The sequence below is a fragment of the Streptomyces sp. CA-243310 genome (genome assembly GCF_050936775.1).
In the GTDB taxonomy this organism is placed as follows: domain Bacteria; phylum Actinomycetota; class Actinomycetes; order Streptomycetales; family Streptomycetaceae; genus Streptomyces.
In genome coordinates, this window is record NZ_JBNJMF010000002.1 from 913,759 (window position 1) to 939,553 (window position 25,795).

The window sequence follows — 25,795 nt, forward strand, 5'->3', positions numbered from 1 at the left end:
CGGCGTGTTCAGCCATTCGCCGGGCGGCCCGGGACGATGAACTCGCACCACACGCACTTGCCGCCGCCGCGGGGTTCCACTCCCCAGGCGTCCGCGAGCCGGTCCACCAGCATCAGGCCGCGCCCCGACACCGCCCAGTCGCCGGCCTCGCGCCGGTGCGGCAGGGCGCTGCTGGAGTCCTCCACCTCGATGCGGATCCGTCCCTCCGCGGTCAGCCGGAGGCTGACGTGTCCCGCGCCGTCGGTGTGCACCAGGACGTTGGCCATCAGTTCGTCGGCGGCCAGCTCGACCTCGTCCGCCCGCTCCCGGGCGCCCCAGGCGGCCACCGCCGCCCGGATCAGGTGCCGGGCCAGGGCGGGGCCGTTCGGGTCGCCGGGGGCGAGTTCGTGGCGGAGCGGGCCGCCGCCGCGCGGGGCGGGGGTGCCCCGTCGGCGCAGCAGGAGCAGGGCCATGTCGTCGCCGCCGCCCGCGTCCCCGACGAGGTCGCACAGCACGTCGGCCAGCCGTTCGACGTCGACCGGTCCGTTCCGGACCGCGTCCATGACCTCCCGCGTCCCGGAATCGGCGCGGTCGCCGCGGCGATCGGTCAGGCCGTCCGTGCAGAGCAGCAGCGTGTCGCCGGGGTGCAGTTCGACGCTCGTCACGGGGTAGCCGGTACCGGTCCCCGGCGGGTCGTGGGCGGGCAGGCCGAGCGGCAGTCCGCCGGCCACCTGGATCCGGTGGCAACTGCCGTCGCCGCGGCGGACGATCGGGTCGAGGTGGCCGGCCCGCACCAGGTGCAGCATGCCGGTGTTCAGGTCCACCTCGCCGTAGGTGCAGGTGGCGAACCGTTCCGTCGCCAGTTCCCGCAGGAAGGTCGAGGCGCGCGCCATCGCCGTGCCGGGTGTGTGCCCCTCGGCGATGTAGGCCCGCAGGACGATCCGCAACTGGCCCATCACGGCCGCCGCGTCGGTGTCGTGGCCCTCCACGTCCCCGATCACCACCCCGACCCGTCCCTCCCCGAGGGGGATCACGTCGTACCAGTCGCCGCCGATGTCCCGGCCCATCCCGGCCGCCCGGTACCGTACGGCGATCAGCGCGCCCGGCACCTCCGGGATCCTGCGCGGCAGCATGGCCCGTTGGAGACCCTCCGCGAGGTCGTGCTCCTGCTCGAAGAGGATGGCCCGCTGGAGGCTCTGCGCGATGCCGCTGCCCAGGGCCACCAGCACGTTCCGTTCCTCGGTGGTGAAGTCCCCGTCCCTGCTGTAGAGCAGCCCCAGCGCGCCCACGGGACGGCCTTGGGCGATCAGGGGCAGGTAGACCCCGCTGCGCACGTCGAGCGGTTCGATGTACGGCCACAGCAGTGGGTAGCGCCGCCGGAACTCCTCGCGGGACACGACGTAGACCGTCTGGAGGGTCCGTACGGCCTCGCTCATCGGGAAGCGCGCGTCGACGCGGGTGTACTCGATCTCCGGAACGTAGGAACCGAGTCGTCCTTCGGCGACGAGGTGCACGCGGGCGCCGTCGACGACGCCCAGCATCACGCTGACGGCGCCGAGGTGCGCGAGGGCCTCGGGGTCCTTGAGCACGTCGGTCACGTCGTTGACCGTGCGCGCGTGGGCGAGGATGGCGGTGGTCCGTTCCACGACGCCGGTCATCCGCAGGCGCCCCTCGTTGCGTTCCCCGGCGGCGCCCGGCTCGGCGGGGTCGTGGGCGGCGTCGCGGAGGATCCCGATGACCCGGTACGGACGGCCGTCGTGCGGGTCCCGCAGGATGTGGCCCTGGATGTGGGTCCAGCCGAGGGTTCCGTCCCGCCGGCGACTGCGGAAGTACGCCCCGTAGTGGCTGCGGCCGTCCTTCATCGCCTGGGCGACGCGGGCGTCGATCCGCGACTCCTCGCCGGACACGAGTCGGATGCGCAGTCCGGCGGGGGTCCCGGTGAACTCGTCCGGACGCAAGTCGAGGACCTCGAGGGCGGTGGGATCCAGGTGCATCCGTCCGCTGTCGAGGTCCCAGTCGAAGGTGCCCATGCGGTTGAGCGCGAGGCTCGTGTCGGGCCGCGCGGGCCAGTCGACCTCGGGGGTCGTGATTCCCCGCTGGTCCATGCAGTCAGGGTCTCACTGTTCCCCGGCCGGGGCGCGCGGTCACCCGCTGCGGGGGCTCGCCTGCGAGGGGGGCGCCGCCGAGGACGGGGTGGGCGGCGGGGTGTCGGACGGGGCGACGCGGGCGGGCGGCGAATCCGCCGGGGCGTCGCTCGGGGTGCCGTTGCCCGGGGTGGTGTCGGCGGGCGAATCCGAGGCGGGCTCGTCCGGGGACTGCTCCGGGGACTGCGCGGAGGACTGCGGGGGGCTGTCGGACGGGGTCGCGCCGGGGGTGTCGCCCGGCGATCGTGTCGGGGTGTCGGTGTCCGTCGGCGAGCCGCTGCCGGGGGACGTGGTGGTGTCCGGGGACGTGGTGTCCGTCGGGGTGGGGGTCACCGGCGGGGGCACCGGCTCGTCGCGCTTGCCGTCGTGGTCGGCGCGGTCCCGTCCGTACCAGGTCCCGTTGTGGTGGTCGTAGATCACGAAGGTGTTCACGACCTTCGTCGAGGGGGCGATGACCACCACCCGCTGTGGCTGGTACGAGGGCCACGACTGCCCCGTGCGCTTCGCGTCGGCCCCGAGCGCCACCGGCTCCCCGAGCGGATTGCCGCACGCGCAGCGCACCCGGGGCACCCCGCGGTCGTCCACGAGCACCGCCGTGCCGGCTTGCAGCACCGCCTGGTAGGGAGTCGCCATGCCGTCGCGGTAGCCGTGGTTGGTGACCCGGGTGTCCGCCCGCAACCGCAGGGGGGTCAGGGAGCGCAGGTAGGCGGGTACGGCACCGGGACGGATGCCGAGGGCGGCCGCGAAGGCGGCGTTCTTGGCCGGTTGCCCGGTCAGCGCCGTGATCTGCTTCCCGACGTCGCAACTGGCGGTGTTCCGGGTGCCCCCGTACAGGCCGGGCGCGGCCCCGCTGACGCTGCGCGTGACCGTCGCGCCGGTCGCCGGCGCGCTGTCGCTCGCGGAGGGCGGCGGACTCTGCGCGGGAGGTGTGGCCTCCTCGGCCGCCGTGGACTCGGTGAACGGTGCGGGTCCGGTCGCGGAGGCGGGCTGGAGGAAGACCTCCTTGCCGCCCGCCCGGGTGGAGGAGGGCGTGCCGCTCGGCCGGGTGAGTACCACCACCAGCGCCACGACGGCCGCCAGGGCGACGACCGCCGCGGCCAACCGGGGTCCGGAACGCCACCACGGGCCTTTGCCGGACGGCCCGGTGGGCGCGGGACCGTCGGGGCCGGCGGGCCCCCCGGGCGGTTGCTCGGGCGGTTGCTCGGGCGGGCCTCCCCGCCGCCCGCCCGACAGGGGGCCGGAAGGGGGACCGGACGGGCGCTCGGACGGTGACGGTGACGACCGCGGGGGCAGCGGCGGTTCCTGGCCGGAGGGTTGCGTGGTCACGGGCTCTTCTTCCCTGACGGAGGAGTTCCGGTCCGGGGCGGACGTTCCGTGGTGGTGTACGGAAATCTCCGGATTTCTTGCACTCCTGCGGACCATTGTGTGGGGCCTCCCGGTGGTGGCCGCAAGCCGGGGATGCCTACCGTTGTCGGGTGAGCCGAACGTCAGCAACGACCTCCGGTGGCTCCGCGCGGGCCTGGCGTGACGCCCTCGTCGCCGTCGTGGCGGCCTTCGTGGTGATGATCGTGATCGCCTCGGCGGGACTGGCCTGTGCGGGTGCGGGCGACCTCCCGGAGGGCGCGTTCCCCCGGGTGGTCGCCGCCGTGGTCGTGATGGCGGCCGGCGGCTCGATCCGGGTGTCGGGCGGCGCCGGGTTCCTGGCCGAGGCCGACGTGAACCTGTCCGTGCTCCCGCTCTCGGTGACCCTGGCCGGCGCCCTGACGGTCGGCCTCTGCTTCCTGCGCCCCCTGCACAACCGGGCGGTGGCCCACCCGCGCGAACTGCTCGGGCGCGTGATGCCGTTGGTGGTGCTGTGGTTGCTCGCACTCCTCGGTGTCGCCCTGGTCGCCAGGCAGGACTTCGGGATCTCCACCGGCGACTCCCCCGTCGGGGAGATCGGCGAACTCCTCGACGCCGCGCCGACGGTGGGCTTCCGGGCCGAGGTTCCGGCCACGCTGTTCTTCGGACTGCTCTGGATCCTGGGCCTGGTGTCGATCACCCTGTTGGTCTCCCGGCGTGCGCCGTTGCCCACCGCCCTGGTGCGCTTCCACACGGCGGTGCGCCCGGCCGCCTTCGCCACGGTCGTGTTGCTGCTGGCGTACGTGGCGATCGGTGTCGTCGCCGGTCTGGTGGTGGCCGCCACCCGGGGGGACGCCGCGCAGACGTTCGCGGTGATCCTGCTGGGCCTGCCGAACCTGGCCTGGCTCGCGCTGACCCTGGGCTTCGGCGGGTCCTGGGAGGGCCGCGTGGACGGGCCGTTCGGGCTGCCGATGCCGCGATTGCTGGACCAGACGCTGCGCGGCCCCGACCTGTCCACGGTGGACGTCGCCTCGCTCGCGGAACACGACTCCCGGGCGTGGTGGCTGGTTCCGGTGGCCGCCGTCCTGCTGTTGGGCACCGGGGTGCTGGCGGCCGTACGCTCCCCCGCGCACGTCCGGGCGCGGCAGCACGCGCTGCATCTGGCGGTGGCCCTGGCGCTGGCGACGTTGGCGGTGTGCCTGACGGCCTCCGTCCGGGCCGAGTTCGGTCTGTCGCTGCTCGGGATCGGCGACGCGGGCGGTCTCGGGGGCAAGGTCCAGCTCGGCGCGCACCTCTGGCGCAACGTCGGTCTGGCCCTGCTGTGGGGCGCCGTGGCCGGCTTCCTCGGCGCCTTGGCGGCCCGCCCCCTGCGCCGCCGCGGCCGGGTGGAGCAACCCTGATCCTCGCGGGGGATCGACCCTGAACCCGGCAACCGATGAGCCGTACGGGTGAAGAGCGGGACATCGGTTCATCGGGAAATCGTTTCACGACGGGCTCCCTCACCGCGACGGCGTCAGGGCCGCTCCCGCGGCCGGAAGACGGGCAGCGCCCAGCGCGGCGGCGGGGGCGCCGGCTGCGACTCCCCCTGCGCCCCGGCGTCGACGACCGACGCCGGAACCGTTCGGGTGGGCGGATGCCGACCGGCCGCCCGCTCCTCCTCCCCCGCCCGGCGCAGCGCCCCGGTGAACTCCAGGCAGGTGCGCCAGCGTTCCTCCGGTGACTTGGCCAGGGCCTTCGCCAGCACCTCGTCCACCGCGGCCGGCAGGTCCGGCCGCTCCGCGCTCACCGGTGGCGGCGGGTCGTACTGGTGGGCCCACAGCAGGGCCATGTCGTCGTCCCGCCGGAAAGGCGGTCCGCCGGCCAGCATCTCGTGGACGACGCACCCCAGGCCGTAGACGTCGCACCGCCCGTCCACCGGCTTGCCGGAGATCTGTTCCGGCGCCACGTAGTCCAGCGTTCCGACGAACTGCCCGACGCTCGTGAACCCTGTCAGCGACAGGGACTTCTTCGTCAGCCCGAAGTCCGTCAGGTACACGTGCTCGGGGTGCTCGCTGTCGGTGCCCTCCGCGACGAGGATGTTGCCCGGTTTGACGTCCCGGTGGACCAGGTCGTGGTCGTGGGCCGCGTCCAGGGCCGAGGCCACCTGGCCCGCGATCCGCGCGGCCGTCGCCACCGGCAGTGGACCGGTGCGGTCCAGCATCGCCCGCAGGTCCTGTCCGGCCACGTGGCGCATCGCGATGTAGAGCAGGCCGTCCGCCTCGCCCGCCTCGAAGACGGGCACGATGTGGGGGTGGTCGAGGGACGCCGCCACCCTCGACTCGTGCGCGAACCGCTGTCGGAACGTGTCGTTGCGGGCCAACTCGGGTGCCAGCAGTTTCAGTGCCACGACGCGGTCGAGGCGCAGGTCCCGTGCCCGGTAGACGACGGCCATGCCTCCGCGTCCGATCTCGCCCTCCAACCGGTACCCGGCGATCCGTGTCCCCGGCGCGGCCGGTCGACTTCCCGGGGTGTCCGCGGCGGACGTCACGGGCCACCGTCCCCGGGTGTGTCGACGATCCGCGTCGGCTCATGTCCGTCCGCCGGTCCGGGGGGCGCCTCGCCCGGACCGGCGCCCGTCGAGGCCGCCTGCTCATCGGGCGCGGGCTCGGACGTGAGCCCGGACCCGGGGGCGGCTGCCTCCTGCGCGTGGGGGGACGGGGCCTCGGCCGGCGGCTGGGGGCCGGGGGCGGCGCCCGGTTCCGCGACGACCGCGTAGGTCGCCCCCCGGGTGCCGTCGCCGTACATCCACCGCCCGGCCGTCTCGTCGTAGAGCCAGATCTGCGACCCGTCGAGCACCACCCCGGCGCGCAGGCCCCGGGTCGCCCGCCGGAAGGCGTCGGCGTCCGTCCGGTCGGCGGCGAGTTCGTCGACGGCCCGGCGGTAGCGCTCCAGGGCCTCGATGCCGCGGGCGATCAGCGGTCGGGGGTCCTCGGCGCGGGACAGGGGGCGTCCCGCCGTGGGCGGCGGCTGCGGGACGACGACCAGCAGCCGCCCGTCCACCCAGGCCGACCAGCCGTTGGCGCAGAGGATCTCCGCCCATTCGCCGCGCCGGGACAGCAGTTGCACGGGCAGGAAGGCGTCCAGGGCCGCGGTGGGCCGCGAGACGTCCGGTGCCTCCCAGGCGGGCAGACCGTCCCGGGGCACGACGTGCGTGGGCCGGAAGTCGGCGACGCCGTCGGGGCCTTCGGGGCTCGTCACGCGGCCTACTTCCGCATGATGGCGGGTTCGTGGCGCCGCAGCAGCCGGGAGACCAGTACGCCGAACAGCACGGACAGCACGACGAGCATCCCGAGGTTCAGCAGCCACACGCCGACGGTGTGCGCGAACAGCGGGTCGTCGGTGAGGGGGCCGGGCACGATCGCGCCCAGGTCGATGGTGCCCGCCATCGCGCCGAGTGCCCAGCGGGAGGGCACCAGCCAGGCCAGTTGCTGGATCACCGGCACCCCGTCCAGTTGCAGGAGCGCCCCGCAGAAGACCACCTGGACGATGGCGAGGAGGACCAGCAGCGGCATGGTGACCTCCTCCTTCCTGACCAGGGCGGAGACCAGCAGGCCGAGCATCATCGCGGTGAACGACAGCAGGGCGACGGCGATCGTGATCTCGATCAGCGGTGGCATGAGGACGCCCTTGCCGTCGGGGGCGCCGAGGTTCACGCCCAACAGGGCGACGAGGGTCAGGACGACGGCCTGGGCCACCGTGATCCCGCCCAGGACCACGACCTTCGACATCAGGTAGGCGGAGCGTGACAGTCCCACCGCGCGTTCGCGCTGGTAGATGGTCCTCTCCTTGACCAGTTCGCGCACCGCGTTGGCGGCGCCGGTGAGCACGCCGCCCACGCACAGGATGAGCAGGGCGTTGATCGCCGTCTCCTGGGTGAGGCGGCTGCCGGCCAGGGCGCGGGCCATGGCGCCCATCACGAACGGCAGCGCGATCATGATGGCGAGGAAGGTCCGGTCCGCGCTCAGCGCCGCCGCGTACCGGCGGATCAGGGTGGAGAGTTGGGAGCCCCAGCTCTGCGCCTTGGGCGGAGGGGCGACGAAACCGGCCGGTCCGGGTCTGCCGTCCGCGACCGCGGGCCGGGAAGCGGCCCCGCGCACGTACCTGCGGTGCAGGGGGGACGCCGCGTACTCGGCGGCCCAGTCGCGGTCCCGTTCGTTCTCGAAGGCCTCGAAGGCCTCGGGCCATTGCTCGTACCCGAAGAAGCCGAGGGTCTCGTCGGGCGGCCCGAAGTAGGCGACGCGCCCGCCCGGGGCGAGGACGAGCAGCCGGTCGCAGACGTCGAGGCTGAGCACGCTGTGGGTGACGACGATGACGGTGCGGCCGTCGTCGGCGAGGCCTCGCAGCATGTGCATGACGGAACGGTCCATGCCGGGGTCGAGACCGGAGGTGGGTTCGTCGAGGAAGAGCAGGGAGGGTTTGGTCAGCAGTTCCAGGGCGACGGACACCCGCTTGCGCTGGCCGCCGGAGAGGCTGTGGATGGGCTGGTCGGCCCGCTGTCCGAGGCCCAGCTCACCGATCACCTCGTCCACCCGCGCCTGGCGTTCCGCCTTCTCGGTGTCCTGCGGGAAGCGCAGTTCGGCGGCGTAGGTCAGGGCGCGGCGCACCGTGAGTTGGGCGTGCAGGATGTCGTCCTGCGGCACGAGGCCGATGCGGCTGCGGAGTTCGGCGTAGTCGCGGTACAGGTCGCGCCCGTCGTACAGGACGGTGCCCTGGTCGGCGGGCCGCAGGCCGGTGAGGGCGCCGAGCAGGGTGGATTTGCCCGCGCCGCTGGGGCCGACGACGGCGAGCAGGCATTTGGCGCCGACGGGGAAGGAGACGTGGTCGAGCAGGACCTTGCGGCCGTGGTCGACCGCGACGGCGAGGTCCTGGACGTCGAGGGAGACCTCTCCGGTGTCCACGTACTCCTGGAGCTGGTCGCCGACCAGGCAGAAGGCGGTGTGTCCGATGCCGACGACGTCGCCCTCGGCGATCGGTGCGCGCTCGACGCGGGCGCCGTTCAGGTAGGTGCCGTTGTGGCTGGCGAGGTCGACGATCTCGTACGTGCCGTCCGCGAGCGCCCGCAGTTCGGCGTGGTGCCGGGAGACGACGAGGTCGTCGACGACGAGGTCGCTGTCCGGGGCCCGCCCGATGCGTACGGCGGTCCGCGCGGGCAGCGGGCGGACCGAGGTCGGCCGGGCGAAGGTACTGGTCAGCCCCGGGTGGGACACGGAGGACGGCCGTGAGGAGGTCCCGCCGGCCGACCCGGTGGGCGCCAGGTACGCCGAGGGCCACGCGGGGGTCGCGGACGGCGCGGCTGCGGGCGGGGCCGGCGCGGGCCTCTCCGCCGGCTCGACGAACGGCTCGGCCGGTCCGCCGGACGGCTTGGGGCCGAGCAGGAGGGCGCGCGGACCGTCGTCGACACTGCCGAAGCGCAGTTCGCTGCCGGCGCCGACGTTCCACGCGTGGACGCGGCGGCCGTCGGCCCAGGTGCCGTTGGTGCTGTCCTCGTCCTCGACGGTCCAGTGGTCGCCGTCGGCGCGCAGCACGGCGTGGTGCCAGGAGACGCGGGCGTCGTCGAGGCAGATCTCGCAGAGGGGGTCCCGACCGACGTGGTAGGTCCGGACGGGGCTCATCGCGGTGGAGCCCCCGGCCGTTTCCAGAACGAGTTCGGGTGCGGTCGGCACACCGGGTCGCTGGACCATGGTCAGATTTTCCCACGATCCGACCGGCTCGGCATAACCGCAGGTCAGAGCGGTCTTAAGGGTAATGACAACGGTCCCCGTTGCAGCCTTTGCCCATCTTCGAAAGGTGCGCTTCACTTCACGCGTCGGAACCGAACAAACGGGGGACGCCATGACCGGGCACGACCACGCGAAGGATCACACCCACGCCCACGGCGGCCACGCCCACGGCGGACACAGTCACGGGGTCGACCCGAACGCCGATCGCCGCTGGCTGGCCATCGCCCTCGCCCTGATCGCGGGCTTCATGGCCATCGAGGTGGTCATCGGCGTCATGGCGCACTCCCTGGCACTGATCTCCGACGCCGCGCACATGCTGACGGACGCCGTCTCGATCGTCCTCGCGCTGATCGCGATGCGGCTCGCCGCACGGCCGGCGCGCGGTGGGTTCACGTACGGCCTCAAGCGCGCCGAGATACTCTCCGCCCAGGCCAACGGCCTCACGTTGCTCCTGCTGGCGGTCTGGTTGGCGTACGAGGCGGTGCGCAGGCTGCTCGACCCGCCGCCGGTGGAGGGCGGGCTCGTCCTGGTGACGGCGCTCGCGGGGATCGTGGTGAACGTGGCGGCGGCCTGGTGCATCTCGAAGGCGAACCGCTCCTCCCTGGCGGTCGAGGGCGCCTACCAGCACGTGCTGAACGACCTGTTCGCCTTCATCGGCACCGCCGTGGCCGGCCTGATCGTGCTCACCACCGGTTTCGTCCAGGCCGACGCCATCGCCTCGCTGGTGGTGGTGGCGCTGATGGTCAAGGCGGGCTACGGACTGGTCCGCGAGTCGGGTCGGATCTTCCTGGAAGCCGCTCCGGCCGGCACGGACCCGGACGCGGTGGGCGATCGGCTCGTCGGGCAGCCGCCGGTGACCGAGGTCCACGACCTGCACATCTGGACCATCACCTCGGGTCAGGCGGCGCTCTCCGCGCACGTCCTGGTGGAACCGGCGGGCGACTGTCACGCCGTGCGCCGTGACCTGGAAGGACTGCTGGAGAAGGAGTACGGGATCACGCACACCACGCTCCAGGTGGACCACGCGCAGGACACGCTGCTGTCGGTCGGACGGCGACCGGGCGAGGTCCCGGCGGGCGACTCGCACTGCGCGGACGCGCACGGCCCGGTCCACCGCGAGGGTCCGCACGACCACTGACGGTCCGGTGGTGCCGATGGCCCGTACGCGGGGCATGGATACCGGCATGGCACAGAAACGAAGCGCCGGGCTGCTCCTCTTCCGTCGGGCCGGCGAAGAGGAGACCGACATCGAGGTCCTGCTCGGGCACATGGGCGGACCGTTGTGGGACCGGCGCGGCGACGCCGGCACCTGGGCGATCCCCAAGGGCGAGTACGGCCCGGAGGAGACGCCCCGCGACGCGGCCCGCCGGGAGTTCACCGAGGAGATCGGCCTGCCGCCCCCGGAGGGCCCGTACCTGCCCCTGGGCGAGATCCGGATGCCGAGCGGGAAGCTGGTGACGATCTGGGCGGTACGGGCGGACCTGGACCCCGCCCTCATGGTGCCCGGGACCTTCACGATGGAGTGGCCGCCGCACTCGGGACGGATCGGCGAGTTCCCGGAACTGGACAGGGTGGCCTGGTTCCCTCCGGCCGTGGCCCAATCCAAGTTGATTCCCGGCCAAGTGCCGTTTCTGGAGCGGCTGTTGGTGCTTCTGAAGGGTTGACCCGACCTTGACTTGCCAACAAACCCCGCCTGCGTGGACATTGCACATATGACGAGCGTCGTGCTGGTGGGGACCCTGGACACCAAGGGTGTGGAGTACGGCTGGTTGCGCGAGAGACTGCTGCGCGCCGGCGTCGAGGTGGTACTGGTCGACACGGGGATCATGGACGAGCCCCGAGTGCCGGCGGACGTGCCGCGCGAGGTGGTCGCGCGGGCCGCGGGAACGGAACTCGCGGACCTGCGGGCCGCCGCCGACCGCGGGGCGGCCGTCACCACGATGGCCGCCGGGGCGGAAGCGACCCTCCTGCGCCTGCACGCCGAGGGCCGGCTGCAGGGGGTGCTCGCGATCGGCGGCAGCGGCGGGACGTCCATCGCGACCCGGGCCATGCGTGCGCTCCCGCTGGGCGTGCCGAAGGTGATGGTCTCCTCGATGGCGTCCGGGGACGTCGCCCCGTACGTCGGATCCTCGGACATCACCATGATGTACAGCGTCGTGGACATAGCGGGGATCAACAGCATCTCCGCTCCGGTGCTCGCCAACGCGGTGGAGGCGGTCGCCGCGATGGCCGGGGGCCACGCCCGCGCTTCCCTGGAACGCGGCCCCGCCCGGCTCGGTGCGGGTGGCCGGCCGCTGATCGCGGCGAGCATGGCCGGCGTGACGACGATCGGCGTGGACGCGGCGCGGGAACGACTGACCGAGCTGGGCTACGAGGTGCTCGTCTTCCACGTCAGCGGCACGGGCGGCCGGACCCTGGAGAAGCTGGCGGGTCAGGGGGTCTTCGCGGGGGTGCTGGACCTCACGTTGAGCGAGCTGGCCGACGACCTGTGCGGGGGCATCCTCACGGCGGGCCCCGACCGGCTCAGCGCGGCCGGTCGTGCCGGGATTCCGCAGGTGGTGAGCCTGGGCGCGTTGGACATGGTGAAGTTCGGTCCCTTGGAGAGCCTCCCCGAACGGGCCCGGTACCGGCGGGTGCGCGTGCACAATCCCTCGATCACGGTGATCCGTACGACCGCGTCCGAGTGCGCCGAACTGGGCCGGCGGGTCGCGGTCAAGCTGCGGTCGGCCACGGGGCCCACGGCCGTGTGCGTCCCCTTGCGCGGACTGTCCACGCTCGGCGCGCCGGGTGGCCCCTACCATGACCCCCGTGCGGACGGGGCGCTGTTCTCGGCTCTGCGCGAGGGGTTGCGGGGCAGTGCCGCCCGGCTGTACGACTACGACACCCACATCAACGACCCGGCGTTCGGCCGGGGCGCGGCCGACCGACTGCACGCCATGATCGGCGCGGAGCGGGCGGCGGCCTGACACCCGTTCGAGACACCCCGCGAGGTTGGGAACCAGCCGTGGCGGAAACCGTGTCCCTGGTGGTGGCCGGTCGGGGGACGACCGGAAGCCGGGCGCGACGACGCCATGGACGGGGGAACGATGAACGATGTGTGGACCGTACCGGGGTACACCCGGGTACGGGATCTCGGTGCGGGCGGCAGCGGCCGTGTGGTTCTCGCCGTGCACGGCGAGACGGGCACGGCGGTCGCGGTGAAGTACCTCGACGACCGGCTCCGCGAGGACCCCGCCTTCGTCCGTGAGTTCCGCGCGGAGGCCCGGCTGCTGGGCGGGCTGCGCTCGCCGTACGTGGTCGGTCTGTACGAGTACGTGGAGGCGCCCGACGGCGCCGCGATCGTCATGGAACTGGTCGACGGGATCTCCCTGCGCGCGCTGCTGAAGCAGTCCGGTCGGGCGGAGGCCGAGGCCGCACTGGTGGTGCTGAAGGGGTCCCTGCTGGGCCTGGCCGCGGCGCACCGGGCGGGGGTGGTCCACCGGGACTACAAGCCGGAGAACGTGCTGGTCTCGCCGGACGGTTCGTCGAAGCTGGTGGACTTCGGGATCGCGGCGGGTCGCGGCACCACGCCCGGCGTGGCGGGCACGCCCGCGTACATGGCTCCCGAGCAGTGGCAGGGACGGCCGGCCTCCCCCGCGGCCGACGTGTACGCGGCGACGGCGACGTTCTTCGAGTGCCTCACGGGGCGCAAGCCCTTCGACGGGACCAACTTCGCGGAGCTGGCGGTCCAGCACATCGAGGCGCCCGTACCGGAGACGGAGGCCCCGGAGCCGGTGCGTCCGCTGATTCGGCGCGGTCTGGCCAAGGAGCCCGAGCGGCGGCCGGAGAACGCCGAGGCGTTCGTCGCGGAGTTGGAGGGCGTGGCGCTGGCCGCGTACGGGCCCGACTGGGAAGAGCGCGGGCAGCGCAAATTGGCGGCGCTGGCGGCGCTGCTGCCCTTGCTGTTCCCCTCGGCGGGGGCGCCGGCCGCAGGCACCACCGCGTTGGCGACGACCGCTCTGAAGCCGACCCCGAGGAGCCTGCTGCCGGGTCGGCGGGGAGCGCTCGCGGCCGGTGCGGTGCTGGTCGTGGGGGCCCTGCTGATGTTCACGTACGACGCGGTCGGCGGCGAGCCGGACGGCGCGGCGGCGCTGAGCGCCTTCGCGACGACCAGCCCGGGCCCGCCGGCGGCTTCGCCGGCTCCCGGTCCGAGCCCGTCGGGTTCCCCTTCGGCGTCCGTGTCGCCGTCGGCGAGTCCCTCGGCGTCCGTGTCCCCGTCCGTCTCGGCCTCGATGTCCGCGAGCCCCGGCGCGAGCGTCACCCCGACGCCGACCCCCACACCGACCGTCACCGAGCCGACCCCGACGCCCACTCCCACGCCCACGCCGACCCCCACACCGACGCCGACCCCGGTGGTCGTCTCGGGGGTGTCCGTCACCCTGTCCGCCGCGCCCAGCGCCGGTCGGGCGACCGTGTCCCTGGACGTGCGGGGTGGACCGGCGACGGTCACCATCGAGTGGTTCCGCGGCGACGGTCCGGGCGACCTGCGCTCGCCGGACGGCGCGGACTCCGTCGCCGTCGAGGCCGGGACGGGCCCGGTGACGCGGTCCCACGCCCTCGCGCGGGTCGGCGGCTGCTACGTGAGCGCCCGTGTCACCACCCAACCGACGTCCGGCAAGACGGCCGTCGACTCGATCCGCATCCCCAGGTGTCAGGACGTGCCGCGATGAGCGAGGCCCGCGTTCCCGAGGGAGACGACTACAGCGCCACCGTCCTCGGCAGCCACTGGTTCAGCGGCCCGCCCGCGGACCCCGCCGACGAACCGGCGACGCGGCGGCTCGACGGCGCGCCCGGCCCCGGCCCCGACACGCGGCGGCTCGACGAACCGGACACGAAACGGCTCGACACCCCGCAGACCACTCCCGGGGCGGTGCCCGACCGGATCGAGGGATCGGTCCTGCGGTTCGGGCCCGGGGTGACGGCGGCCGTGCCCGCCCCGTTCCCCGTGGTCGTCGGGACCGCGGTGGGCACCCCGCGCCGCCGCGGGCAGTGGCGTCGGTACACCCTGGCCGCCGTGGTGCTGGTAGCGGTGCTCGCGTACCTGGGCTGGCAGCGCTTCGGGCCGGCCGTCGAGGTCCGGGACGTGGCGGTCGGCACCGACCCGAAGGGGCCGAGCTGCGATTCCGCCGCCGACGTGGTGGCGCACGTACGGACCAACGGGCTCCCGGGGACGCTCGCGTACCGCTGGCTCCGCAGCGACGGCACGCGCTCGGAGCAGCTCACCGAGCGGGTGCCGAGCGGGCAGCGGGAGGTCTCACTGCATCTGCTGTGGACGTTCCAGGGCGTGGGGACCTACCCGGCGCGGGCCGAGATCGAGCTGGTGTCGCCCTCGCGGCACACGGCCTCGGTGGAGTTCACGTACCGCTGCCGCTCGTAGGCCCTGTCGTCGAAGTGGCGCCGGGCCGGGCGAAACGTCGACGTCAGGGCCTGGGCAGGCGGATCACGGCTCGGCCACCGTCCAGGTCCACGCGGGAGCGGGGCGGGGCGCCGTCCTCCTCGTCGTCGCGCATGACCAGGGCGCTCTGTCGTTCCTTCAGTTCGTTCTGCTTGCCCGGCGAGAAACTGGCGTGCAACTGCTCGAAGCCGGTCGAGGAGATCTGGCCCTGGCGGCCGTTCCATCGCCAGGGCAGCAGTCCGGCGCGGCCCGCGCGTTCCAGCGCGAGGTCGAGGAAGGCCATGGCCGTGAGCAGCAGCGCCAGGCCCGGCAGGGTCATGAAGACGACGAAACCCATGGGCCCGACCGTAGCCCACGGGGCCCTTCGTTCCCAGGGGCCGGTCCCGGGCCGTCCTTGCGGCCGGGCGGTCGAAGTCTCACCTGGCGACGCCTCTTCGACGACAAGACCTAGAACCGGGCGTGCGCGGTGATGTCCGCCGCGAACTCCCCCGTCATCGCCGGGGTCACCGAGGGGCGGCACTGGGAGACCGCCGCGAGGTAGTCCTCGGTGCTCGCACCGAGTTGCGCCGCCGACGCGCCCCGGGTGCCCACGGCCTCCAGGTCCCGTTCGAAGGACGCCTGCGCGGCCGCCCGGGCCGCGTGCTCGATGTCGGCCGGGGTGAACAGTTCGCTCGCCTCCACCAGGGCCGCCACGTCGACGTCCGCCCGACCGGCCGTGTGCCGCGACCACATCGCGGCGCGGGCACCGGCGTCGGGGGTGCCGATGGGGATCAGGTAGTCGAATCGGCCGGGGCGCAGGAAGGCGGGGTCGAGGGAGCGGACGGAGTTGGTCGCGCAGACCAGCAGCCGCTCGTCGCCCTCCCGGAAGCCGGGTATCAGCTTGAGCAGTTCGTTGGTCACCCCGTGGATGCCGCCGGGCTGCGCGGGCTCGGTGCGTACGGGCGCGATCTCCTCGACCTCGTCGATGAAGACGAGGACGCGTTCGAGTTCGCCGATGCGGGCGAAGGCGTCGCGCAGTGCGGCGGCCAGGTTCCCCTCGTCCGCCAGCCGGGAGGGCAGCAGTTCCACGAAGGGCCAGCCGAGTCGGGAGGCGATGGCGCGGGCGAAGGTGGTCTTGCCGGTGCCGGGGGGCCCGAAGAGGGCGATGGCGCGCGGAGGCCGTACCCCGTGCGCGGCGGCCCGTTCGGGTTCGGCGAGCGGCAGGACCACGCGGCGCTCGATGAGGTCCTTCTCCTTCTCCATGCCGGCGACCTTGGCCCACAGGTCGTTCGGCAGGAACCGGCCGCCGAGGTCGTCGAGGAGTCCGGCGGCCGGTCCGTGCAGCGGTTCGGTCTTCTCGAAGTAGGCGACGGCGGGCTGGCGGGTGTAGCCGGCGTTGAGCAGGCCTTCGCCGAGCAGGTCCTCCTCGGGCAGGACGTAGGCGATCCGGCCGACGCGGGCGGCGATGAGACGGCGCTCCAGTTCGACGAGGAGGGCGCTGGCGAGGCCTCGGCCGCGCCAGCCGGCGGCAATCGCGATCCGCATCACCCAGGCCCGCTCGCCGGTGACGCAGGCCAGGGCCGCGCCGATGGGTACGCCCTGGTGGACGGCGACCACGCAGGGCTGCCGGTCGGTGAGGGCGCTGATGCACTCGGCGAGCGAGAAGACCGACTCCTGGCCGAGTTCGGCCGTGGTGTCGATCAGGTGTACCACCGCTGCGAGATCGCTCTCGCGGTAGTCGTGGATGAGCCAGTTCACCGGGTACCGCCCCTCGTTTCGTGCTCCTGCGGCGAGGCTAGGGGCGGTCGGGCCCGGCGATCACGCTCCGTCGTGCACAACAGGCGTACGGCAAACCGTCCGTGTCGTCCATAGACCGGGTGCGTGCGCCGTCGCTTCCCACCGGGGTCCCGGTTTCCTTCATGGCTTCCCACAGGCGCGACGGCCGTGCCGGCCGGCCGGCGGTCAGTGGGTGTGGGAGTCCAGCCAGCCGATCGAGGTGCGGGCCAGGTCCGGCCATCCGTGGTCGACGGTGAGGGAGTGGCCCCGGTCCTCGAAGCACTGGTACTCGGTGGTCGCGCGGGAGTCCCGGTACTGCTTGTAGGTGGAGCGGGTCAGCACGTCCGGGACGGTGTGGTCGAGGCGGCCGGACAGCAGGAGCAGCGGGCCGCGGGTCTCGTTGTCGGTGTTCACGCGGGCGGCGGAGTGCGGGACGAAGTTGCCGAGCGCCAATTGGAACAGGGGGCGGGCCGGGCTCGGGATCGTCCACTCGTCGTACAGCTCGGCGGACTCGCGCTCGGAGACCGCGTTGGCGAAGCCGTAGCGGAACTGCTCGGTGTTCAGCGACACGGCGTGCTTGATGTTCACGGGGTCGCGCAGGAACGCGAAGGTCGATTTCGCCTGCGCCGGGGCAATGGCCTTCACCCCTTTGATCTGGCCGGGGCACACGGCCACGGCCGCCGATCCGAGGCCCTGGCCGAGCAGGTGCTGGGCGATGAACCCGCCCACCGAGTGCCCGACGAGCACCGGCGCGGTGGGCAGCGCGCGGATGACCCGGGCGTGCGCCTCGGAGATCTCGGCCAGCCCGACCCCGGCCTGGTCGCCGGGGCGCCGGCGGGCCTCGGTGACGGTGGCGGGGACCCCGGGCCACTCGGGGAGGATCGGCTCGAATCCCGCGTCGAGGAAGGCTTCGGCCCAGCCCTGCCAGCTCGTGGAGTGCAACCAGAGCCCGTGGATGAACACCACGGGCGTGCGGTGCGGTGCGGTCATGGCGGGACACCTCCTGGGACCCCGGCGCCTCTGCCAGTCTCGCCCCGCCCGGGAGGGGACGCCTGCGGAGCCCCCGTCGACGCCGACGGGGGCTCCTCGCGGTGCCCGGTTCCCACGAGCGGGATCGTCGAGGAGCCCGGATCCTGGAGGGACCCGGGTCGCCGAGCGGCCGGGCTTCGCGAGGTGGTTCGTCCGGGTCCGGCATTCACAGCGGATTCATATGGAATATCGGGCTCCGGACACAGTCTCGAAGGGCAGGCTCGATACATGATCCATCGCGTGCTCCCCCGACAGACCGGCCGCGCCCGCGCCCTGCGGGCCTCCCGGATCGCGCTCGCGCTGGCCGCCATGGGCGCCCTGCTGGGCATCGACCTGCCCGACTCGACGGCCGTGACGCCCGCGGGTGTCACGGCCGAGGCCGTCCCCGACCGGACGGCGGACCGGGTGGGCGCGCTGTTCGCGGGCGGGCTGGACGGCGGCCACTTCTGCACCGCCGCCGTGGTGCGCAGTGCGGGCCGCGACGTGATCGCCACCGCCGCGCACTGCCTGGACCACCCGGAGTCCACCGTGTTCGCACCGGGCTACCGCGACGGGCGTGCCCCGTTCGGCGTATGGAAGCTCACCGACGTGCACGTGGCTCCGGGCTGGACGAGCGACGAGGACCCGGACGAGGACATAGCCTTCGCCTCGGTCGAGCCGGTGGACGGCGGGACCGAGGCGATCGAGGACGTGGTGGGCGGATTCCGCGTGGCGGCCGAGCAGCCGGACGACGTGTCGGTGACCATCGTCGGCTACCCGAGCACCGAGGACGCGCCGCTGCGCTGCGCCAATGACACCTCGTTGTTCTCCGACACCCAGCGCCGCATCGACTGCCCGGACCTCAGCGGCGGCACCAGCGGCAGCCCCTGGCTGGCGAACGGCGCGCTCGCCGGGGTGCTCGGCGGCCACGAGGGCGGCGGCACGGTGCCGGACGTCTCGTACAGCGCGGTGGTGGGAGACCAGGCGCTGGAGCTGTACCGGGAGGCCGCGGTCCCGGCGGGCTGACGGCTCCTCGACCCGGCTCGGCACCCCCGCGCCGCCGGGGCCTGGCCCGGGTCTGACCTCGCGCGGCGCGGCGTCAGGTTCGGCACGGATGCGCTCGGGGCGGCGCGCACTCCGCCTCCCTCGTCACGCGTCGCCCACCTCGTGCGCGGGCCCGCTCGCTGCGGCCGTCAGCGCCTCGGACGGGGCCTCGAACCAGGTCGGCTCGTCGGTGAGGGCGCGGTGGATGCGGTCCAGGCCGAAGTCGTCGAGCGGGGGCAGGGCGTCCAGCGCGAACCAGGCCACTTCCAGGGACTCGTTGTCGTTGGCGCGGGCCCGGCCGCCGGTGGCCCGGCAGCGGAAGGTGATGTCCTGGAACTGACAGACGTCCCCGTTCGGGTACACGATCGGCTGGAGCATCTGGACCAGGACGACCCGTTCGGGAACGCAGTGCACGGCCGTCTCCTCGAAGACCTCCCGTACCGCCGTCTCCGCAGGCTGCTCGCCGGGCTCGGCGATGCCGCCGATCACGGCCCACTGCCCGGTGTCGACGCGGCGGCCCAGGAGCACCCGGCCCCGGTCGTCGAAGACGATCGCGGTGACCCCGGGCAGCAGGAGCAGTTGGTGCCCGGCGGTGGCCCGGATCGCGCGGATGAAATCAGGTGTGGTCATGTCTCGACCCTACGAGGCGAGGGCCGTCCCTCCCGGATCGTGTCGCCGGGCCCGCGGTGCCGGGCGACGCCGGTCCGGCGAGATCCGATGGTGGCGACCCGGACCGGTGCCCGGCCGTCACACCGCCCGGCGGGCCCGGACGCGGCGCACGAGGACCCACCCGAGGCCGCCCGCGGCGAGCAGGAGCAGCGCGTACTCGGTCAACGGCCCGAAGCGGGTGGCCGGGGTCTGTGTGGAGCGCAGCGGGATCTTCTCCACGAGCGCGTCGGCGGTGAACATCTTCGTCTGGCGGACGACCGTTCCGTCGGGCCGGATGACGGCGCTGACGCCGCTGGTGACGGGGACGAGCACGGTACGGCTGTGCTCGACGGCGCGGACGCGGTCCATCGCGAGCTGCTGGTAGGTCATCTCGGAGCGACCGAAGGTGGCGTTGTTGCTCGGCACGGCGATGACCTGCGCCCCGGCGCGGACGGTGGAGCGGACGGCGTCGTCGAAGGCGGCCTCGTAGCAGGTGACCATGCCGACGCGGCTGCCCGCCATGTCGAAGACGCCGGGGTCCTTGCCGGGGCCGAAGTCGCGGCGGACCCGGTCCACGTCCTTGCTGAAGATCCGGATGACGGAGCGCATGGGCATGCGCTCGCCGAAGGGTTGGATCTTGCGCTTGTCGTAGGTCTGGGTGGGCCCCTTGGCCGGGTCCCAGAGGATCATCGTGTTGCGCAGGAGGCCGGTCGGCGGCGCGATGACGGAGCCGATCGCGACGGGGACGCCGATGCGCTTGACGGCGTTGTCGATGACGTCGTGGGCGTCGCGCTCGGCGTAGGGGTCGATGTCGGAGGAGTTCTCCGGCCAGACCACGAAGTCGGGCTGCTGGGCGCGGCCCGCCTTGACGTCGTCGGCGAGCCGGAGCGTGCGGTTGGCGTGGTTGTCCAGGACGGCGCGGCGCTGCGAGTTGAAGTCGAAGCCGGCGCGGGGAACGTTGCCCTGGACGACGGCGGCCACCGAGGTGCCGTCCTCGGCCGCGTCCGACACGAGCGGGCGCGCCGCGAGGGCCGCACCGATCGGCGCGACGACGGCGAGCAGGGCGACGGCCACCGTGGTGCGGCGGGGGTCGCGGCGGGCGACGCGCGCGACCTCGTACAGGCCGAATCCGCACAGGGCGACCCCGAAGGACAGCAGTGGCGTGCCGCCTAGCGCGGCGAGCGGGAGGAGGAAGCCGTCGGCCTGACCGAAGGCGAGCTTGCCCCAGGAGAAGCCGCCGAAGGGGACCCGGGAACGCAGGGCCTCGGCGGCGACCCAGATGGCGGCGGCCCACAGCGCCCGGCCGGGGAGCTTGCCGACGAGGGCGATGCCGAGCCCGGCGAGACCGAGCAGCAGGGCTTCGAGGGTGGCGAGGGCCAGCCACGGGACGGGGCCGACCTCCTCGCCGGTCCAGGACAGCAGCGGAACGAGGTAGCCGAGGCCGAAGAGGAAGCCGAGGCCGAAGCCGGCGCGGGCGCGGCGGCCGTGGAGGCAGCCGGCCAGCAGGGCGAGGGCGGACGGCGCCAGCCACCACAGGGGGCGGGGCGGGAAGCTCGCGTAGAGCAGCAGTCCGGCGAGGACGGCGATCAGGGAGCGCGTCTGCCACGGGGCCTTGCGGGCACCGGCGAGCGCGGTCCGCGACAGGCGGGCGGCCGTCCACTTCCCGTCGTCGGGACCACCGGGGTTCGCGTCGGCCGCGGCTGCCGCGGTGGAGGGGGAGGGATCGTTCCCGGCCGCGCGGGTGACACTGCTGCTCATCTGGCGGAGTGTACGTCCCTGCGCGCGGGAAGCGGGTGACCGGCTCAGTGGGCCAGGGCCCGCAGGTGGGTGCGGATGACCCGGACGGCGTTCTCGGCGTCGTCGACGGTGACCGTGAACAGTTTCCCGTCGCCCAGGCGCAGCTCCACGCCCTCGCCCCGGCGGACGACGACGGCGGTGCCCTTGTCGGGGCGCCAGCGGTACCCCCAGCCGCCCCACTGCTGCGGGGTGATCTGCGGCCGGAACTCGGCGGAGATCACCTCGGACAGCGGGATGGTGCGGCGGGGCAGCCCGATGTGGCCGCAGCGCACCTCCATCGCCCGGGAGTCGACGGTGACGGCCACGTGGACGAAGGCGAGGGTGCCGAAGAGGACGAGCAGACCCACCGCGAGACAGCCGATCACGGCCATGAGCAGGGGGATGATGCCCGCCGTCCACGCGTAGTCGACGGCGAGTTCGATGCCCAGGGCGAGGCAGGCCACACCGGCGCCGGCGAGCAGCCACTGGGCGCGGTTCGAGGCGCGGCCCGTCCAGAGCGGACCCGGGGGGTGACCCGTCATGTGTAGCAGCGTACTCACGTTCCGCACGCGCGCCACCGTCCCTGCGGCGGTGCGCGGTCCCACGATCACCACGGCCGCGGTACTCCACCTGCGGCACCCGCGTTCGTGGTGGGGCCGACCGGGTGAATCGGGAGCGAAGGAGCGAATCGGGAGCGAAGGAACACCGCGTGGAGCGGTACCGGAGCCGCCCGGTCGCCCTCTCCCGCGCCGCACCCCGCGCCGCACCCCGCGTCGGCCGGGCCGGGGGCGCGGGGTTCCCGGACCGCGGCCGGGTTCCAGGAGCCGGGGGTTTCACCTGCGGCCTGCTGGACAGCATCTGCCCCGACGAACAGGAGGCCTCGTGACCGGTCGGCTCGATCGTGCGGTGGGAGCGGTGCTGGGGTCGGCCGCGGGGGACGCGCTCGGCGCGCCCTTCGAGTTCGGACCCGCCGGTGAACTGGCGGCGCGCGGAAGGGAGATGGCCGGGGGCGGTGGCTGGGACCCGGGCGAGGCGACCGATGACACGCAGATGGCGGTGCTCGTCGGCGAGTCCCTGCTGGAACACGGCGGACTCGAACTCCCCGACGTGTTCGCGAGGTTCCGGCGCTGGGCGGCCGGGCGCCCCAAGGACATCGGGCTCCAGACGGAGGACGTGCTGACGAACGGCGAGTCGTGGGACCTGGCCGCCGCCCTGCACTTCCAGGTCAACTCTTTGGCGGCGGGCAACGGTTCGCTGATGCGCGCGGCCACCTCGGCGGTGTACTTCGCGGCCTCCGGGCGGGAGGCCACCATGGACGCGGCCCGGCGGATCGCGGCCCTCACGCACGGCGACCGCGCCGCCTGGGAGGGCACCGCCGTCCTGCACGAACTGGTACGGGTTGCCCTGGACGGGGCCGATCCGCTGGCCGCACTGCCCGCGACGCTCGACGCGGTGCACCCGGACCACCGTGAACGCTACGGGCGCGTGCTCGCCCCGGACTGGCACCCGGACCTGGCCACCGAGTTCAACGGGGCCGTGTGGCCCTGCCTCGGCTCGGCGGTGTGGGCACTGCGGACCACCTCGGGGTTCCCCGAGGCCGTGCGCGCCGCGGTGAACCTGGGCGGGGACACCGACACCGTGGCGGCGGTCACCGGAGCGCTGGCCGGAGCCCGGTACGGCCAGGGGGAGATCCCGGACTCCTGGACCGGGCCCCTGCACGTACCGATGCCCGGCTACGGGGACCGCACCCTCGACGCGGCCGGGCTCCGGGACCTCGCAAGGCGACTGGCGGAGGCCGGCCGGGGCGCCGAGAGCCCCGACGTCGTCCCGCCGACGATCGCGGGCCGGCCCCGCTGACCTTCCCGGCCTTCGGGCCGCCCACCCGGGCGGCCCGCGCGGTCACTGACGGACGGTCGCGCCGGACCCGGCGAACAGCCTGCCCTCGGCGTAGCCGAGCACCTCGGCGGGCAGCTCCGAAGGACGTCCGCTGAGCAGCACGGTCAGACCGCCCGTGCGGGGCAGACCCGGCTCGGGGCGGGCGCCGATGCGGCGCAGCGCCTGACCGGCGACGGCCTCGGCGGACCCGTGGAACACGAATCCGTTCCCGCCGGTCCGCTCGATCAGGGCGGCCCGGATGGGCGCCTCCACCAACTCGTAGTGCGTGCAGCCGAGGACCACGTCCGTGACGTCGGGCGGGGTCAGCGCGGCGGCCGCGGCGACGGTGCGCACGACGGCTTCCTCGTCGGCGTACTGCACGGCGTCGGCCAGCCCGGGGCAGGGCACCTCGGTGACCGGGACACCGGCGGCGAACGCGCGGATCAGGTCGCGCTGGTAGGGGCTGCCCGTGGTGGCGGGGGTGGCCCAGATGGCCACGCGACCGCCGGCGGAGGCGGCCGGCTTGATCGCGGGGACCGTGCCGATGACCGGGATCCCGGGCTCCAGCGCGGCCCGCAGGGCGGGCAGGCTGTGCACGGACGCGGTGTTGCAGGCCACGATCAGCGCGTCCGGCCGGAGCGCGGCGGCGGCCCGGGCCACGTCGAGGGCCCGCCCGGTGAGGTCGGCGGGGGTGCGCGGACCCCACGGCATCCCGTCGGGGTCGGAGGACAGCACCAGGTCGGCGTCCGGCCGCAGCCGGCGCATCGCGGCGGCCGCCGCGAGGAGGCCGATTCCCGAGTCCATGAGCGCGATCTTCACCTGGTCACCTTAATCGACGCCCCCCGCGAACCCGACCTCCACGCCCCACGACGCCCGACCCGGGCCCGCCGCAGTGCCCGTCCCCGGCGGGGGGCTCCACTCCGGCCGCCGCATCCTCCCCGCGGGCCCGGGGCGGCCCGGGGCACGCGTCCGCGGGGCGCCACGCCCCGAAGTGCGCGACACGCTCCTCGGGTTTCGACACACTGCGGCCATGGGCCTCCTCCTCACCGCCGCGTACGTCTCCCTCGCCGCCTGGCTCTGGCTCACCCTCGCCCAGGGCATGTTCTGGCGCACCGACGTCCGGCTCCCCCGGCGCACCGACCCCGCGCACTGGCCGTCGGTCGCGATCGTCGTCCCGGCCCGGGACGAGGCGCCGGTGCTCCCGCGCAGCCTCCCGTCCCTGATCGCCCAGGACTATCCGGGTGCCGCCGAGATCTTCCTGGTCGACGACGGCAGCACCGATGGCACCGCGGATCTCGCCCGACGCCTGGCGGGCGAGCAGCCGGGGCTCCCGCTGACGGTCCTCTCCGCCGGCGAACCGGAACCGGGGTGGACCGGCAAGCTGTGGGCCCTGCGCCGCGGCATCGGGCAGGCCCGCACGGCCCGCACCGCCGAGCCGGACTTCCTCCTGCTGACCGACGCCGACATCGCCCACGAACCCGACAGCCTCCGCGAGCTGGTCGCCGCCGCGACCTCCACGGACCTCGACCTGGTCTCGCAGATGGCCCGGTTGCGGGTGACGAGCCCGTGGGAACGCCTCGTCGTCCCCGCCTTCGTGTACTTCTTCGCGCAGCTCTACCCGTTCCGGTGGGTCAACCGCCCCGGCGGCCGGACCGCCGCCGCCGCCGGCGGGTGCGTGTTGCTCCGTACCGCGACCGCCGTCCGCGCCGGTGTCCCCGACTCCATCCGACAGTCCGTCATCGACGACGTGTCGCTCGCCCGCGCAGTGCGTCGGTCCGGCGGCAGGATCTGGTTGGGGCTGGCGGAGCGGGTGGACAGCGTGCGCCCGTACCCGTCGCTGGGCGATCTGTGGCGGATGGTCTCGCGCAGCGCGTACACCCAACTGCGGCACCAGCCGCTGCTGCTGGCCGGCGCGGTGGTCGGCCTGACGGTGGTCTATCTCGTCCCGCCCGTCGCCCTCGCCGCGGGCCTGGCCGGGGCGCGCCCCGCCCTCGCTTGGGCGGGCGGTCTCGCCTGGCTGTTGATGGCGGGAACCTATCTGCCGATGCTGCGCTACTACCGCCAGTCGGCCGCCCTGGCCCCGCTGCTTCCCTTCACGGCGCTGCTCTACCTGCTGATGACCGTGAACTCCGCCGTCCTGCACCACCGGGGTCGCGGGGCCGCCTGGAAGGGCCGCACCCATGCCCGCCCCACCGACGCCTGAACCGACCGACCCCCATCTGAAGCCGTGTCATCCGAGGTCATCGCGTTGTGACGGAACGTCAGCGCCAAATGGGTGCACGGCACAACCGGTCGGCACGAGTAGCAGCAAGTCGGGGCGGAAGTGGCGAATCGTGCACGTGGAGGTGAAGTGAAGCCTGTGGCTCTGACCTGCGAATATGCAGGTCAGGGCGGTGTTGGTCACACCTCGCTATGGACCCGGTGAAGTCGTGGGCTTAACTTAGGTCCCATGACCTCCCCCCGCTCCACTTATGGCGGCGGTTACTACTCCGCGCCCTCCTTCCCGGACACACCCATCTACGACTCCCTCGTCGCCGAACGCGGCACCCCGCAGATCGCGCCGATCCGTGTCCCGGCCCAGTACGACTCTCCGAGTGCCGGCTATTCGAGCGGTGGGTACCTGCCGGCCCTCCCGTCCGCCCTGCCCGCCCTGCCGCCCGCACCGCAGCAGCAGCAGCAGCAGGCTCCGGCGTACGGGTACCCGTACCAGCAGCAGTCCGCACCGCAGCAGATGCCCGTGCCGTTGCAGCAGGCGCCCGCGCCGTACATCCCGCAGCAGCAGCCCGTCGCCTCCCGTCCGGTGTACGCGCAGCAGCAGCCTCAGCAGCCCCGTCCGGTGGCCACGGGCACCGGATACGAGGCCATGCGCCCGGCGGCGCCCCGGCCGATGCAGGCACCCGTGCAGGCCACCTCGTACGAGGACCCGTACGGCCGCCAGTACCAGGGGCGCGGCTACTGACCGGTCCTCCAGGAGGTCGGGGGGTCGGCGCCGCACGGCGCTGACCTGGGGACGCGTGAGGGCGGCCGGTAAA

Annotated in this window: 23 protein-coding genes; 11 read left to right on the forward strand and 12 right to left on the reverse strand. The window is 73.8% G+C overall.

Annotated elements, in window-relative coordinates; all coding sequences use genetic code 11:
- Window positions 1–8: 8 nt before the first annotated feature.
- Window positions 9–2,084 (reverse strand): SpoIIE family protein phosphatase, encoded by a 2,076-nt coding sequence (locus ACQEVM_RS21625; protein WP_433081494.1) that lies wholly within the window; start codon window positions 2,082–2,084, stop codon window positions 9–11.
- 39 nt (window positions 2,085–2,123) lie between these two features.
- The gene (locus ACQEVM_RS21630) at window positions 2,124–3,416 is read right to left on the reverse strand and encodes a DUF6777 domain-containing protein (RefSeq protein ID WP_433085298.1); all 1,293 of its coding nucleotides are present in this window, start codon (window positions 3,414–3,416) and stop codon (window positions 2,124–2,126) included.
- A 182-nt stretch (window positions 3,417–3,598) separates the two neighbouring features.
- Between ACQEVM_RS21630 and ACQEVM_RS21635 the strand changes: the two genes are divergently transcribed.
- Window positions 3,599–4,864: a streptophobe family protein gene (locus ACQEVM_RS21635; protein WP_433081496.1), complete on the forward strand. Its 1,266-nt coding sequence runs from the start codon at window positions 3,599–3,601 to the stop codon at window positions 4,862–4,864.
- 113 nt (window positions 4,865–4,977) lie between these two features.
- Here ACQEVM_RS21635 and ACQEVM_RS21640 read toward each other — a convergent pair whose 3' ends face one another.
- From ACQEVM_RS21640 to ACQEVM_RS21650, 3 genes are read right to left on the reverse strand one after another with little or no spacing between them, the layout of a single operon-like run.
- A complete protein-coding gene (locus ACQEVM_RS21640) occupies window positions 4,978–5,991 on the reverse strand; it encodes a serine/threonine-protein kinase (RefSeq protein WP_433081498.1) in 1,014 nt (337 codons plus the stop codon).
- A complete protein-coding gene (locus ACQEVM_RS21645) occupies window positions 5,988–6,701 on the reverse strand; it encodes a hypothetical protein (protein WP_433081500.1) in 714 nt (237 codons plus the stop codon). Before ACQEVM_RS21645 ends, ACQEVM_RS21640 begins: the two co-directional genes overlap by 4 nt.
- A gap of 5 nt (window positions 6,702–6,706) precedes the next feature.
- Window positions 6,707–9,184, reverse strand: coding sequence for an FHA domain-containing protein (locus ACQEVM_RS21650; protein ID WP_433081502.1), 2,478 nt, complete (start codon window positions 9,182–9,184; stop codon window positions 6,707–6,709).
- Window positions 9,185–9,335: 151 nt separating this feature from the next.
- On the opposite strand from ACQEVM_RS21650, the gene ACQEVM_RS21655 reads away from it, so the two are divergent.
- The 5 genes from ACQEVM_RS21655 (at window position 9,336) to ACQEVM_RS21675 (ending at window position 14,639) form a co-directional block, all read left to right on the forward strand.
- Window positions 9,336–10,361, forward strand: a complete 1,026-nt coding sequence (locus ACQEVM_RS21655; protein WP_433081504.1) for a cation diffusion facilitator family transporter — start codon at window positions 9,336–9,338, stop codon at window positions 10,359–10,361.
- Window positions 10,362–10,407: 46 nt separating this feature from the next.
- Window positions 10,408–10,887 carry an NUDIX domain-containing protein gene (locus tag ACQEVM_RS21660; RefSeq protein WP_433081506.1) on the forward strand — a complete coding sequence of 160 codons (480 nt, stop codon included), beginning with the start codon at window positions 10,408–10,410 and terminating at the stop codon, window positions 10,885–10,887.
- 48 nt (window positions 10,888–10,935) lie between these two features.
- A complete protein-coding gene (locus ACQEVM_RS21665; protein ID WP_433081508.1) occupies window positions 10,936–12,189 on the forward strand; it encodes a Tm-1-like ATP-binding domain-containing protein in 1,254 nt (417 codons plus the stop codon).
- A 120-nt stretch (window positions 12,190–12,309) separates the two neighbouring features.
- The gene (locus tag ACQEVM_RS21670; protein WP_433081510.1) at window positions 12,310–13,932 is read left to right on the forward strand and encodes a serine/threonine-protein kinase; all 1,623 of its coding nucleotides are present in this window, start codon (window positions 12,310–12,312) and stop codon (window positions 13,930–13,932) included.
- Complete coding sequence (locus ACQEVM_RS21675) at window positions 13,929–14,639, forward strand: hypothetical protein (RefSeq protein WP_433081512.1); 711 nt, start codon at window positions 13,929–13,931, stop codon at window positions 14,637–14,639. Before ACQEVM_RS21670 ends, ACQEVM_RS21675 begins: the two co-directional genes overlap by 4 nt.
- A 43-nt stretch (window positions 14,640–14,682) precedes the next feature.
- On the opposite strand, the gene ACQEVM_RS21680 is transcribed toward ACQEVM_RS21675, so the two are convergent.
- The 3 genes from ACQEVM_RS21680 to ACQEVM_RS21690 all read right to left on the reverse strand — a co-directional run bounded on the left by ACQEVM_RS21680 (window position 14,683) and on the right by ACQEVM_RS21690 (window position 17,402).
- Window positions 14,683–14,994, reverse strand: a complete 312-nt coding sequence (locus ACQEVM_RS21680; RefSeq protein ID WP_433081514.1) for a DUF6191 domain-containing protein — start codon at window positions 14,992–14,994, stop codon at window positions 14,683–14,685.
- Between the two features lie 110 nt (window positions 14,995–15,104).
- Window positions 15,105–16,394, reverse strand: a complete 1,290-nt coding sequence (locus tag ACQEVM_RS21685) for an ATP-binding protein (protein WP_433081516.1) — start codon at window positions 16,392–16,394, stop codon at window positions 15,105–15,107.
- A 204-nt stretch (window positions 16,395–16,598) separates the two neighbouring features.
- The gene (locus ACQEVM_RS21690) at window positions 16,599–17,402 is read right to left on the reverse strand and encodes an alpha/beta hydrolase (RefSeq protein WP_433081518.1); all 804 of its coding nucleotides are present in this window, start codon (window positions 17,400–17,402) and stop codon (window positions 16,599–16,601) included.
- 267 nt (window positions 17,403–17,669) lie between these two features.
- On the opposite strand from ACQEVM_RS21690, the gene ACQEVM_RS21695 reads away from it, so the two are divergent.
- Complete coding sequence (locus ACQEVM_RS21695) at window positions 17,670–18,446, forward strand: trypsin-like serine peptidase (RefSeq protein ID WP_433081520.1); 777 nt, start codon at window positions 17,670–17,672, stop codon at window positions 18,444–18,446.
- A 123-nt stretch (window positions 18,447–18,569) separates the two neighbouring features.
- Here the strand turns inward: ACQEVM_RS21695 and ACQEVM_RS21700 are convergent, their stop codons facing one another.
- The 3 genes from ACQEVM_RS21700 to ACQEVM_RS21710 form a co-directional block, all read right to left on the reverse strand.
- On the reverse strand, window positions 18,570–19,094 hold the full coding sequence (locus ACQEVM_RS21700) for an NUDIX hydrolase (RefSeq protein WP_433081522.1): 525 nt from the start codon (window positions 19,092–19,094) through the stop codon (window positions 18,570–18,572).
- A gap of 117 nt (window positions 19,095–19,211) precedes the next feature.
- Window positions 19,212–20,870 (reverse strand): apolipoprotein N-acyltransferase, encoded by a 1,659-nt coding sequence (gene lnt, locus ACQEVM_RS21705; RefSeq protein WP_433081524.1) that lies wholly within the window; start codon window positions 20,868–20,870, stop codon window positions 19,212–19,214.
- Window positions 20,871–20,914: 44 nt separating this feature from the next.
- A complete protein-coding gene (locus ACQEVM_RS21710; RefSeq protein WP_433081526.1) occupies window positions 20,915–21,430 on the reverse strand; it encodes a hypothetical protein in 516 nt (171 codons plus the stop codon).
- A gap of 167 nt (window positions 21,431–21,597) precedes the next feature.
- On the opposite strand from ACQEVM_RS21710, the gene ACQEVM_RS21715 reads away from it, so the two are divergent.
- Together ACQEVM_RS21715 and ACQEVM_RS21720 are read left to right on the forward strand one after the other, a co-directional pair.
- Window positions 21,598–21,774 (forward strand): hypothetical protein, encoded by a 177-nt coding sequence (locus ACQEVM_RS21715; RefSeq protein WP_433081528.1) that lies wholly within the window; start codon window positions 21,598–21,600, stop codon window positions 21,772–21,774.
- A complete protein-coding gene (locus ACQEVM_RS21720; RefSeq protein ID WP_433081530.1) occupies window positions 21,771–22,745 on the forward strand; it encodes an ADP-ribosylglycohydrolase family protein in 975 nt (324 codons plus the stop codon). Before ACQEVM_RS21715 ends, ACQEVM_RS21720 begins: the two co-directional genes overlap by 4 nt.
- 42 nt (window positions 22,746–22,787) lie before the next feature.
- On the opposite strand, the gene ACQEVM_RS21725 is transcribed toward ACQEVM_RS21720, so the two are convergent.
- On the reverse strand, window positions 22,788–23,582 hold the full coding sequence (locus tag ACQEVM_RS21725) for a glutamate racemase (RefSeq protein WP_433081532.1): 795 nt from the start codon (window positions 23,580–23,582) through the stop codon (window positions 22,788–22,790).
- A 211-nt stretch (window positions 23,583–23,793) separates the two neighbouring features.
- Here ACQEVM_RS21725 and ACQEVM_RS21730 point away from each other — a divergent pair, with 211 nt between their 5' ends.
- Window positions 23,794–24,966, forward strand: a complete 1,173-nt coding sequence (locus ACQEVM_RS21730; protein WP_433081534.1) for a glycosyltransferase — start codon at window positions 23,794–23,796, stop codon at window positions 24,964–24,966.
- Window positions 24,967–25,212: 246 nt separating this feature from the next.
- A complete protein-coding gene (locus ACQEVM_RS21735; protein WP_433081536.1) occupies window positions 25,213–25,722 on the forward strand; it encodes a DUF6643 family protein in 510 nt (169 codons plus the stop codon).
- The last annotated feature ends 73 nt before the right edge of the window (window positions 25,723–25,795 follow it).